This window comes from Shewanella sp. SR44-4 (assembly GCF_014163715.1).
Lineage (GTDB): Bacteria > Pseudomonadota > Gammaproteobacteria > Enterobacterales > Shewanellaceae > Shewanella.
In genome coordinates this window covers 34,912-47,576 of the sequence record NZ_JACJDU010000040.1, presented here as the reverse complement: position 1 = coordinate 47,576, position 12,665 = coordinate 34,912, and the positions used below count along the sequence as shown (strand labels likewise).

Genomic DNA, 12,665 nt, shown 5'->3' with positions numbered 1-12,665 from the left:
CAGCCAACGAATGCATTCATACCTTGACTACCAAAGTCCCAATGAATTTGAGCGTATGGATAAGCAGATAAAAGAAGTCGCTTAACGAACTTAACTAGGGTGACCGAATTCAGTTGACCAGGTCAGACACTAACCATAAGTTAAAAATCAAACGGGTCTAGTGCTGAGCAAAAAACAAATGACGAATTCAATTTTCTGGTTTCTCTTTAGTTATTTTATTTAATCGTCAGCAAACTTCTACGACTTTATTCTTAGCGATTAACACTTACAAACTACTTTTAGCGTTAAAAATCGATAAAAAACCACCAGTTTGCACATTAACTAGCCGAACGAGTAAAAACATTTGAAAAACCACTTGCACGATAAAAACCATCACTATACTATGTGCGCACTCCAGACGAGACGGGCATTGATTACCAAGTTAATACCTAGTCTGCAGTGATTAACTAACGCTTAGTTAGTTGCCCGAATAGCTCAGTCGGTAGAGCAGAGGATTGAAAATCCTCGTGTCCCTGGTTCGATTCCGGGTTCGGGCACCATATTTAGCCGGCATAGCTCAGTTGGTAGAGCAACTGACTTGTAATCAGTAGGTCCCGAGTTCGACTCTTGGTGCCGGCACCATAAAAACAAAAAAGCCACTCAATGAGTGGCTTTTTTGCATCTGCTATTTAGTCAAAGCTAAACATCTTAATTCAGATATTGTATTTAGCTTCCCCAAACAAAACAGGCACTCAATTGAGTGCCTGTTTTGTTTGGGGAAGCCCGAAGACTATCTACCGAGTACTTCAACACGGGCTAAACGATTAACTTGGTTTAAAGAACCCAAATGACCATAAATTGGGCCTAGTAGACCGCGCTTTTTAAGCTCGATAAACTCTTCGTCGCTTAGTGCATTTAATTTAGCTTCATCAATAAGGTATAAACCATTGATATTACGCTTCTCACCCGCTACATCAACAGTGAGAGTCTGATTAATCAACAGCCCTTTTTCATCTAGAAACCCTAAAATACCACGAGTAGCTTGATCTTGTTCATAGTGGCTAATCAAAGCTTGCTTACGCGCTTCTAAAAATGGAGTTTCTTTACCATCTTCAAATAATGCTTGGCCGTCTGTTTTAGTCACTTCTTTGGCATCTTCGCGTATACCAATCCATACTTTATCTTTAACGTCTGGATTAACCACTAAACCAAGGGGATAGTCACGAACAACAGCTGGAATATACAAACCTTGCCACTTACCATCTTTCACACTTAGATTTTGACCTGGTTTTAGGCCTAACATCGCAACTGACTGAAATTCGTTAGTGTCACTGTTTTTAACAAATACGATTGGATACTCAGTGGCAGCACGGTTAATTTCATGCAAGGTAACCGGCACGATGTGCTGCTCCGCCACGTGAGAAAAATCACTTGGAGTCAGTTTTAAATCACCATGCTTGGTTTGTTCTAATAATGTAATCTGGTTAGGCATCTTGGCTCCTTGAAGCACTGATTATCTTTTATGGTATAAGTACAACATCATTGTCATACGTTGTGTTAACAAATAATTAATAACTGAAACTACCAAGTTAAATCTTAAATTCAAGTAGATTTAAGTTAAATTGCGTCAATAAACGTCAAATGGCCAATTCTTGTGCAAAATAGGCTTTGTGTTTAACAAAGCCTATTCGTTTATATTGATAGTAGCTCAACTCTCTATGTGATTACTCGCCTAGTGTAACTTGAGCTTAGGGCGTTGCCAGCGCAGTAGCTTTTGGGCAATACGATATACAGAAGCCGAGAACCAGCCATACAAGCTGGCTAAATGACGCTGATACAGAGAGATGTACATCAAACGAGCAATGTGTCCTTCAACAAAAAAATCTCCTGAGCGGAGGCTTCCCATTAAGTTCCCAACCGCCGAAAAACGACTCAGTGATACTAGTGATCCATAGTCTTTATAAACGAAAGGCTTTTCTGGCTGCTGTTTCATCTTCAAACAAATATTGGCATAGAGACGATCTGCCATTTGAGCCGCTGCTTGGGCTCTTGGTGGTACCGGCTTACCTGATGGTAAGATTAATTGAGCACAGTCGCCTAAAGCATAAATATCATCAATGCCTTTTACACGCATGCAATCATCTACATCAATTTGATTACGTGGAGTGACGGGAAGTTGAGTGAAATTTTCAAATACTTTGGGACCTTTAACACCTGCCGCCCACACTTTGATATTGGCTTTTATCGTCTCCCCCGTCGCAGTAACAAAGCCTTCTTTGGTTACTTCTTTAACCTGCACACCTAAATGCAATTTAACCCCTAATTTTGACAGTACAGTTTGCGCTCTTGTACTGACTTGCTCTGGCAATTGAGGGAGTATTTTTGGGGATGCTTCTATTAAATTTATATCTAAATGATCTTTAGAGATGTTTTGATAACCGTACTCTCTTACTGATTCAATAACATGATGCAGTTCAGCGGCAAGCTCGACACCTGTAGCACCCGCACCAACAATGCCGATGCCTAATTGATCTTGGGTTTCATTAAGCTGTAACAGTGCATCCATCAGCTTATGATGAAACAGATTAGCACTGTCTAGACTGTCTAAAAAAATACAGTGTTTTTCGGCCCCTGGTGTATTAAAGCTATTTGATACGCCCCCTAAGGCTAGAACAAGAGTATCGTATTCAATATTACGCGCGGCAATGATCATCTCGCCTTCATCGTTATACACAGGAGCAAGTTGAATTTTCTTAGTCGTCGGATCGCATTGCTCAATGGCACCTCGAATATACCGGTAACCATTCTTTAATCCGTGATCTCGATATTGCAGGCCTTCGATTGATTGATCAATTACACCAACAGCGACTTCATGTAATTTAGGTTTCCATATGTGGACGGTATTTTTATCAATCAAACTAATATCGATTAACGGATTTTTACCAAATTTCCGGCCCAATTTTGAAGCCAATGCTAGCCCTGCAGCCCCACCACCCACGATAACAATTCGTTGCACCATACACTACCTCGGAATTACCTTATACCAACAACATAATCACACAATATTTACAGTTATAAAAAAAGGCCCTTATGGGCCTTATACTGCTTCTTCATTTTCTTCGCCAGTGCGAATACGAATCACGCGTTCGATATCAGTTACAAATATTTTACCGTCACCAATTTTACCTGTTCTGGCTATATCAACGATAACATCAATCGCACGTTCCAGAATGTCATCTTGGATCACTAATTCAATTTTTACCTTAGGTAAAAAATCAACCATATATTCTGCACCACGATAAAGCTCTGTGTGGCCTTTCTGACGCCCAAAGCCTTTAACCTCTGATACCGTCATACCCGTAATGCCAATTTCAGCAAGTGCCTCACGCACGTCATCAAGTTTAAACGGTTTAATAATCGCTTCGACTTTTTTCATTAAATACTCCTGTCATCGGCTAAGTTTTTGATTAACCTCAACTCGGGATAAGAGATGGGATAAATCGATAAGAAAATGGTTTATTTCAAATCTGCAATATCGAATTTGCCATTTGTTTTACTAACAAGTCACATTTGCACGTCAATATGGTGCCTATTGCAAGTCAATCCACTACAGCAAGCAGGAGCTATTTAATAACCATTTATAATTCCATACTGAAGTTGATTAAGCATATGTCCTCATTGCAATTTATATGCTTGCTAACATCATCCAAATATCTTACTTGAAAGCGAAGCTAATTGTCGCGGCTATTTTACGTATTTATGAAAAGATATTTCTCAGCAAAGCTGCTGGTTATTTTCTATACTAATTTAATCTTACTGCAGGACGCAGCTAACGACGTTTAAGGATGAACTAGTATGCCTAGCATTACTCACCTAAAAGGCTTTAGCCTTATCGAAGTTATCGTCACGACATTAATAGTGATGTTGATGTCACTTATTGCAGTCCCCTCTTTCACTGCGCTAAATGAACAAATTAGAGCAAATTGCAACATTAGGACAATTCAACAATCTATGCAATTTGCCAGAAATATGGCTATTAGCTACGGGATAAAGGTAACGGTATGTAATTTAGAAGCAAACAAATGCACTAATAAATGGCATAAGGGATATACCGTGTTTCTTGATACCTCAAAACTAAATGAACTATCAGCTTCCGATGTAATTCTACTTAATATCCCACCTTTTAACCAAAATGACACAGTTTACTACAACAGAAAATATGTACGATTTCAAACAGACGGGTTAGCTTCTGGAACAAATGGTACATTTAGATATTGTCCTGGTTTGATCAATAGCCCATATTCGAAAGCCATAATTATTAATCAATCAGGTAGAGTTCGATTTTCTAGGAAAAAAGTAACGTGTAAGTAAGAACATGTAAAATAAAAATGAGTAACATAGCCTGCTGACCATATCTATTTTCTGCCTGATGATTCAAAATAAAGGCATAGATAGACATGAGGATTAAAAATGAAAAACATGCATGGCTTTACTTTAATCGAACTAATGGTCACTGTTTCAGTTGCCGCTATTTTACTAGCAGTTGCTGTACCATCTTTAACATCTGTATATGAAAGAACTCGGAGCTCAACAGCAATCAACAATATTGAAAATTCAATCGCATTTGCAAGAAATCAAGCTATTAGCTATGGGAGAAAAATCGTTGTTTGTCCTGGTAGTGGATCAAGCTGTACTGGTGATTGGATTGATGGGTATTTTATTTTTATTGATGACGATAATGACAACAAAGTAGACAACAATACAAGCGTATTAAAAAAGGAACAACACCTTAATTTAAAAGATTTTATTAAAGTATCTCCAGATAAAGCAATAATATTTAATACTGATGGTATGTTATCTGGAGATAGCGAAATGAGTATTCACTACTGCCCATCGAGTAAAGATAGCGAATACTCAAAAGGAATTTCTATAAGTTTATCTGGAAAAATATCGACGATTACAACTAATGTCAATTGTGCGCCTAACTAGTTAGACCAGCAATCGCTGGGTGTTTTCTCTCCGTCAGAAGTAATCATTATCGATGTACATGCAGAATCTCTTGCCTTTTGGATATCATTAGCTTTAGCCTCAATAGTGTACCTATTATCATTAGCAACTGTTGCATCTATTTTATAAAATCCATTCTCGACAACAAAATTACCATCAACATCAACAGAAAAACCAAGTTTTTTCATATTTTTAGTGAACGTTTTATGATCTAAATAATATTGTTCTTGCCTGTTGGCCACATTCATCAAACCAGCTAGCGCATCAGCCCTAGCTCCCTTCGCAACAAATTTAGTATACGAGGGATATGCAATAGAAGCTAAAATCCCTACAATGACGACGGTAATCATTACCTCTATTAAGGTAAAACCAGAGTATGCTTTAGTGATTGTTACTTTCATTTTTAATTCTCTTTCATATGATAATAGATCTGATTAACGCCTAAGCCACCACCGACACATTTGTTATCGCCAGCAGCACAGCCATCATCACCCAAAAGATCTTTTTTGATCATATCATTTGCGGCATCGCCAATTCCGATTAAATACATATAGCTACTATCATCACCATTTTTAGGAATTACTAAGGTTGGAGTATCAGGAACCTGTTCGCTCATTTTAAAATAGTCTTGTGAGTTGCTGTAAACTTTCCCTCCTTTATGGAGATCTCGGCCGCGAAGACGTCCTTCACCTGGAACTAAACATGCATTTTCAGTTGCTCCGGTCTGAGGCACATAGGATGTAAAAAATACTTTTCCCTGCACAATTGTTGCGGCGGATAAAGATTTTTCACCAGCATCTGCGAAACGATAATACCAACCTCGCTTTAGGCCAAATGTGATTAATGCTGTTTCTTCGGTTGGGGACTCCGTAGTTACATCATATAAATCTGAAATAGTTAATGTATCTGGAACAGTATTCCCAGCAGCAGAGCTATAAGATTTAGAAATAATATTCCTATCTTGGAATACAAAAAACTTATCATTTCTACTTTTATTCAAAGGATTCGCTCTATGTCCACTCCCTACAACAACTGCATCGTAAGGGATGCTTTGGTATTGTTTTGAAGTGACACTATTATTGTTTATATCTGTATAAGTATGTTCAGCTACATTACTAAAAGCTGTTTGAGCTATTACTGGCTCAGAATAGAAACGAATATCAGATGCAAGATCCCCTCCTCCCATGCTCGCAAAATGATACGCACTCCATGGGTTTTGGGTGTCTGTCGGTAACCCCGGTAAATCTAAACGCCACACATTAGCACCAGTATCTGTTGCGTAAATGCGATCGGTTAATTGATCATTGTTACTATCTAATACTGCCACTTTGCTCGGAATACTATCAACAATGCCAGGCATAGATGTATCAGCTCCCGAACCGCCAAAGCTATGCAGTTTAGCTCCTGTTGCAGCATCCAAGATATAAATACCAGCACCTGTTGTGTCATTAGTACCAACACTGGCACCATCTTTTGTATTGGGGTTATATCCCGCACCCACAACTAGAACAGGTTTTGCCTTACCTTTAGAATCTTTCCAACCTGATATCTTCGTCACTACTGGCTCAGACCAAGACTGCCCTAATAACGAATAGTCACTGTTATTCTTAATCCACAGTAACGTTGGGGCTGCATCTTTATCTGTTACATCTAAGGCATAATATGAACTGCCTCCTCTTCGCATCCCCATAAATACCCAAGCTTTATTGATTTTACCATCTGCATCATATTCAAAATAAGGAACTGGAGAACCATCCATACCATAAACAGAATGAACACCTGTTTTAGGATTATCTCTTAAGCTTTTAATATTAGGTAATAATTCATGAGGAATAAAAGCCCATGATTCAGATACAGCACTGACACTTTCACCATTAACCTCTGACTCAGTGTCTTTAAACATATGAACAAAGCCATGGTTGGTTCCCATAATAATTCTTATATCAGGTGAAGCGGTTGTGCCATAATTTATGACCAGAGGTCTTGAATGAAGCGGGTCACCTAATATATCTTGTCTAAGATAGGGGGCTGTATCTAAATCATATTTTTCATTATCGACGTTCTGCCCCTTAGCCCAATTTAAAGTGCTTTCTATACTATCTTTATCGACATTTAAAAATGTTGCTAACTGTTGCTCTGTTAAACTGCCTTTAATTTGAGCATTAGTCTTAGTCAATGCTACAAGTTGACCTGAATTACCCGTGTTTGTAAGAACATTTCTTGTCGCTAATCCTGCAGAGTTTCGATAATTAGATCGTAATGCGGCAGCAACGCCACCGTCATTAACATCGTAACCTTCATAACTTGCGTTGGCGCAATCTGAGTCAGTTACCCACAAAGAGCATGCATCTTTAGCGATTCGACCATCGCTAGAGAAGGCTTTTACATCACGTTTATCTAAAATATCACCTGTTGAACTCACTTTAAATTTTTTAAGATTACCGGTCCACCTAGGACCTTCACCAGGTAAAAACATAGCAAAATAGGCAGAGTTACCAGTTTGAGTTTTATCAAGAACGACAGACGGCGAAGAAAAACTTGAGCTATCCAAGCTAATTGCTTCTATGGCGCTAATCAATGAAGCTTGTAACCCTGTGGTATCGGTCGCGTAGTATGCTTTCCCTTGACCTTGAGTTGCAGTTGCATTCAATAATGTTGTTGCGTTATTGACTCCCTCACTAAAACCAATGGTATATGTTTTAACTGTTTGTACACCAGGAGCATATGGATTAACGTCATTATTAGCTAACCAATTCGCGACTGAAGGTAATAAACTATAATGTTTATCGTAATTATAAGCTGTAACGTACTGGGATCCAGGAACATTTTCGTCATTTGTATTAGATGGTAAGCCTAACAAAGTTTTTATATTGCCATTTTCATGGGTATCATACTGTGGAGCACCATCTGTAATTAAAATAATAGATGCATTAGAGCCACATTCTTTGCCTATAAATGGACTTTTATAGGTTCCAGAAGGAGACTCTGCATTGGTGTCATAACTAGGATTAGTTGAAGAACCACTAGTTTTGTGGCCATTGACTACACTTTTTGCATGTAAATACTGAGCCGCTTCATATAACGTTTCACACAACGGTGTAGAGTTATTCTGAATTGAATTAGTATTGTTTACAGTATTAAGTAAACTATTTTTATTAGTTATATTCCCTGTTTTGATACTCGAAATAACACGACCACCATGTCGATCATAACCGTTTGAATTTACATTAAAAATCATCAAACCTAAATCAACACCCGGTGTATTCACGATAACTTCACTCAGCACTCGTTTAGCGACAGCCATACGGGTAGTCCAGCTATTTGAAGGCCTATTATGGTACCAATTAATATAATTTTCGGTAAATAAAGTAATAGGTTGTCCTAAACCAAAATCAGTTAATCTAGCATTACTTAAAGCATTTGAATCATTGCTATAAGCACTACTTAAACCATCAACAGGATAACCATTACTTTTACCACTGGCATTTTTATTATCAGATACGGCTATGTCCTCATAACAATCAACAGCAGAAATCCCGCTACCATCAGAGATTGGTAACGCTATCCATTTCCCATCTTGGTATTGTCTAAAATAACCAGTATAGATGCCGAAAGACTTGATAATACTTAACGACGAATTACAATTATTTTTGCTATATGTAAAGTAGTTCTGGCTTCCTGAGATCGGAACTTCATCGACACTTGTGGAATAATATAATTTGGTGCTAGTAGAAGGTGTAGGTTGGGTAAGAAATGGAGGGGAAAGCATATCGCCGCCATTTTTGTCCATACTACCTGAAGTATCTAAAATAATAAGAATCTGTGGATTATCATCACTACGCACAGATGACTCTAAAACATATAATTCGGTATCATCTGCAACGGCATTAGCTACAAAGCCCAATACAGAAAATAACATAATAAAAATCGGATACTTACTGAACATTTTAATTCTCCTTGAGCACTTCTTGCTCAACACCCATTGTCACAGACAGCTCTCCGTAACCACCTCGTCCGTAATTAACTGTGCTAGAAATTTCGACTCTTCGACAGTTAATTAAATTTGCAGCATTAGCCTTTTCAGTTCTTTGACAACTTACATTGATACCTGGATTATCTAGAGGCATAAGCGTAATATCTTGGCTACCGCTCAATTCCGCCACAGTTCTCTTTGGATCAGTAGTGGTACTAAATTGATACACCACACTTTTTGAAATAACAGTATTGAGTCCACCCAGAGCAAGCGATGTAGCAGCTAACCTATCACTACCAGCACCAGACATTCTTAAGGACTGTGTAGAACTAACCGCCAAAGCAACACCGATTATCGTCATTAATACTAAAACGATTAGAGAAAAAAACAGCACTATTCCTTGTTGATATTTATACGTCTTGATCATTTTCACACCTAAATTTGGTTTGACAACCTTACATTAATTTCTAATCAATACAGGATTCTCTAACACCACCGTTGTGGACAGCACCTTTCGTCGATAATGTTTATAATCAGTGTCGTTACTCTTATTTGGATTGACCGAACCCGATATTTCTTTATCACCTAATGTGTAGGTCACATCATTTTCATAACTACGATCAATCTGAATAGATCGAACCAATACGTACATTCTTAAAGCAACTAGACGTTGAAAACCTTGATTGTCCCACATAAAAGTTGACACATTTTTCGCGGGTATAAAGGTATCTGGTGTCGAGTCGCCATCATTATCAAAACCATATAAAAAGTGGATATTCTCTATACCCTCAACAAGTTGCTCTTCGTTTGACATGCCACCTGAAATATTAAGACTACGGCGTTTTAATACAGGGATACCTGAATCAGTTTCCACAAAATAGACTCTATGTTGATATTTCCACATACGACTATTTAATTTTACTGGCGGTGTAGCTACACTGCCATTAAAGAATTCAATTTCGTTAGCAGTAACTGAAGCATAATAACTGTTAGCATCTAACTGAGCGGCTAACACGGAAGGTCCAACAAGCCTCTTCACTTGTATAATGTCCGTTTTGCTGTCTGGAGTGAGAGGCGCACCACACACCATAGTTAACGCATTAGTATATTCATTTCCCCATAGCCTTCGAAAATGAGCAGGGACATTTTGAGGAAAAGTTGCATTATTAACCCCCTCACCAACACAGTCCGATGTTAAAACTGTCGCTGAGTTACTAGAATTAACATTCACAATAAGTTCTGTGCCAGTTATATCAGCAAAAAATCCCAGCTGGCTGATATCTCTTTCCATAATAGCCAGAGCTATACGCCCATTCTCTTGTAGCTGATTGAATTGACCGGTAGTTGTCACATTGCTTGACGACATATTAAACATAGTGAAGATACCCGCGGTTAAAAATAACCCAACAAGCATGGCTATCATTAATTCAACTAAAGACATTCCACGATGCTTTATAGAAATGTGATTCATCATATGTCTCATTAAAAAATTGCCGTTTTAATTTCAAAAACTCTTCGCGTTGCACCAGAGGAATCGCATGACTTTACTTCATCAGAATAATTCTCATTGGCACCATTAAATTTACGGACACTCTTCCACGTCATCACTATTACAACATCATTTGAATTAACATACACACATGCTGTTGGCGAAGGCAAACCTCCAATACTGCCATCACTATCAACTTCAGAATCGCCAATAAAAGCACTCTGCCACTCATATAAATCCCACGCCCTCAATTCAGTATTAGAACAGCGATAAACTCCAGAGCATTCTGTGGGTTTTGTTAATGATTCTCCACTATAGTGAGTACCGGAGGACGATCCATAATTGCTTAATTCACTTACGTTCAGGCGCATACGATTTATTATATCATTGGCAAAATATGACGCTTGAGTTTGCTGAAAAGACTCAAAACTACCCTGTTTCGACATAATATGAAGATTAAAAATCCCAATAAGGCCAATCACTAAGATAACCAGTGAGACCATTACTTCAATTAAGGAAAATCCATTCCTTTTGCATGACATGAGCGTAAAACCTCCAGATAAGATCAAAAGTAGATATTTTCACTCTTGAATATCGATTTTTTATACAGCACAACTATTAAACAAGTCTAAACATTCTGCATAGATAATAACTGACTTAAATGTAATCAGATAGTATCAATTTTGTATGATTAATAGAACAACATATTTTATCAGTATTATACTCGGTTTACTTTGTAAGCACAAAAAACCCGCAACTTAAATTAAGTTGCGGGTTAATATTTATAGATGATTGAAATTACTAACGTAATTCAGCTGGAACTGCAAATACAGTATCTTCTTTACGGCCTTCAACTTCAGTAATAATACTCGGTGCAAGTTTAGCTATCGCGTTAACAACTTGTTGCACTAAAACCTCAGGCGCTGAAGCACCAGCAGTTACTGCTACTTTTTTCACGCCATCAAACCACACAGCCTCAACGTCAGCAGCGGTATCAACGAGATAAGATTGCGTACCTGTTTTTTCAGCCAGCTCACGTAATCGATTTGAGTTAGAGCTATTTTTAGAACCGACAACAATCAATAAATCGACTTCTGAAGACATACTACGTACAGCATCTTGTCGATTTTGCGTCGCGTAGCAAATATCATCTTTACGCGGCCCCTCAATTGAAGGAAAGCGCTTTTGCAATGCAGTAATAATATCTAAGGTGTCATCAACAGAAAGTGTTGTTTGAGTGACAAAGCATAAGTTGTCTGGATTATTGACCTGAAGATTATTAACATCCTCTGGAGACTCAATAAGATAAACACCACCTTTAGGATTATCATATTGTCCCATAGTGCCTTCAACTTCTGGATGGCCTTCATGACCAATCAAAATGCACTCAATACCTTTACGACTTGCACGAGTCACTTGTAAATGTACTTTTGTCACTAAAGGACATGTCGCATCGAAGACTTTTAAACCACGATTTTTAGCTTCTTTACGCACAGCTTGTGATACACCGTGAGCACTAAAAATAACAATACTGTTGTCTGGTACTTGGTCAAGTTCATCAATAAAAAGAGCACCACGCTGTTTTAGGTTTTCAACCACATATCGGTTATGTACCACTTCATGGCGTACATAAATTGGTGGTTCAAATAACTCTAAAGCACGCTCAACAATACTGATAGCACGGTCAACACCGGCACAAAAACCACGAGGGTTGGCCAATAAAATACTCAGTTCTGGAGACGTCGGATCAACTTTTAGCATGTGCTACCTTTTTTACTCAGTTATGACACTAATCACTTCAAGTTCAAACGTAAGCGTGCGTCCTGCGAGTGGATGGTTTAAATCGACGGTAATTGAATCACCAGCAGTATCGCGAACGATACCCGGTATTTCACTGCCACCAGGACCCGCAAAACTCACAATAACACCGTCTTCAAGCTTCATATCTGCAGGAAATCGACTTCGGTCCATATAGTGAATCGCATCAGGGTTTGACTCACCAAAAGCGTCTTTTGCCGCTAAGGTAAATGTGTGCTTATCACCTTCTTTCAAGTCTTTTAGTTCGTCTTCAAAAGCCGGACTTAGACTACCGTCACCAATATTTAAACGTGAAGGTTTGCCAGATGATTTTGTACTGTCGGCTGTGGACCCGTCTTCCAGTACAATATTCATATGACATATTAATGAATGACTGTCTTGCTTATTTAAATCTGTCAT

Annotated in this window: 12 protein-coding genes and 2 tRNA genes; 4 read left to right on the top strand and 10 right to left on the bottom strand. The window is 38.3% G+C overall.

What is annotated here, in order from left to right; translation table 11 throughout:
- Positions 1-463 precede the first annotated feature (463 nt).
- Positions 464-539 (top strand) — tRNA-Phe (locus tag H5125_RS16560).
- A 6-nt stretch (positions 540-545) separates the two neighbouring features.
- Positions 546-621: transfer RNA gene (locus H5125_RS16555), tRNA-Thr, on the top strand.
- A 148-nt stretch (positions 622-769) separates the two neighbouring features.
- Here H5125_RS16555 and H5125_RS16550 read toward each other — a convergent pair.
- The 3 genes from H5125_RS16550 to glnB form a co-directional block, all read right to left on the bottom strand.
- Positions 770-1,471, bottom strand: a complete 702-nt coding sequence (locus tag H5125_RS16550) for a SapC family protein (protein ID WP_011638325.1) — start codon at positions 1,469-1,471, stop codon at positions 770-772.
- A 240-nt stretch (positions 1,472-1,711) separates the two neighbouring features.
- Positions 1,712-2,998 carry an NAD(P)/FAD-dependent oxidoreductase gene (locus tag H5125_RS16545; protein WP_101086391.1) on the bottom strand — a complete coding sequence of 429 codons (1,287 nt, stop codon included), beginning with the start codon at positions 2,996-2,998 and terminating at the stop codon, positions 1,712-1,714.
- Positions 2,999-3,076: 78 nt separating this feature from the next.
- The gene (glnB, locus tag H5125_RS16540; protein WP_101086390.1) at positions 3,077-3,415 is read right to left on the bottom strand and encodes a nitrogen regulatory protein P-II; all 339 of its coding nucleotides are present in this window, start codon (positions 3,413-3,415) and stop codon (positions 3,077-3,079) included.
- A 419-nt stretch (positions 3,416-3,834) separates the two neighbouring features.
- Between glnB and H5125_RS16535 the strand changes: the two genes are divergently transcribed.
- Positions 3,835-4,350: a GspH/FimT family pseudopilin gene (locus H5125_RS16535; RefSeq protein WP_182744783.1), complete on the top strand. Its 516-nt coding sequence runs from the start codon at positions 3,835-3,837 to the stop codon at positions 4,348-4,350.
- Between the two features lie 99 nt (positions 4,351-4,449).
- Positions 4,450-4,968 carry a GspH/FimT family pseudopilin gene (locus H5125_RS16530; protein ID WP_182744782.1) on the top strand — a complete coding sequence of 173 codons (519 nt, stop codon included), beginning with the start codon at positions 4,450-4,452 and terminating at the stop codon, positions 4,966-4,968.
- Here H5125_RS16530 and H5125_RS16525 read toward each other — a convergent pair.
- The 7 genes from H5125_RS16525 to fkpB form a co-directional block, all read right to left on the bottom strand.
- Positions 4,965-5,387, bottom strand: a complete 423-nt coding sequence (locus H5125_RS16525) for a type IV pilin protein (protein ID WP_182744781.1) — start codon at positions 5,385-5,387, stop codon at positions 4,965-4,967. The two genes, H5125_RS16530 and H5125_RS16525, sit on opposite strands and share 4 nt — an antisense overlap.
- Before the next feature lie 2 nt (positions 5,388-5,389).
- Complete coding sequence (locus tag H5125_RS16520; protein ID WP_162023666.1) at positions 5,390-8,932, bottom strand: pilus assembly protein; 3,543 nt, start codon at positions 8,930-8,932, stop codon at positions 5,390-5,392.
- Position 8,933: 1 nt separating this feature from the next.
- Complete coding sequence (locus H5125_RS16515; RefSeq protein ID WP_162023667.1) at positions 8,934-9,386, bottom strand: PilX N-terminal domain-containing pilus assembly protein; 453 nt, start codon at positions 9,384-9,386, stop codon at positions 8,934-8,936.
- Between the two features lie 33 nt (positions 9,387-9,419).
- Positions 9,420-10,442: a PilW family protein gene (locus H5125_RS16510; protein ID WP_162023668.1), complete on the bottom strand. Its 1,023-nt coding sequence runs from the start codon at positions 10,440-10,442 to the stop codon at positions 9,420-9,422.
- Positions 10,442-10,990, bottom strand: coding sequence for a type IV pilus modification protein PilV (gene pilV / locus H5125_RS16505; protein ID WP_182744780.1), 549 nt, complete (start codon positions 10,988-10,990; stop codon positions 10,442-10,444). The genes H5125_RS16510 and pilV overlap by 1 nt, the downstream gene beginning before the upstream one ends.
- A 259-nt stretch (positions 10,991-11,249) precedes the next feature.
- Positions 11,250-12,179, bottom strand: a complete 930-nt coding sequence (ispH, locus tag H5125_RS16500; RefSeq protein ID WP_182744784.1) for a 4-hydroxy-3-methylbut-2-enyl diphosphate reductase — start codon at positions 12,177-12,179, stop codon at positions 11,250-11,252.
- 42 nt (positions 12,180-12,221) lie between these two features.
- Positions 12,222-12,665 (bottom strand): FKBP-type peptidyl-prolyl cis-trans isomerase, encoded by a 444-nt coding sequence (gene fkpB, locus H5125_RS16495; RefSeq protein ID WP_162023671.1) that lies wholly within the window; start codon positions 12,663-12,665, stop codon positions 12,222-12,224.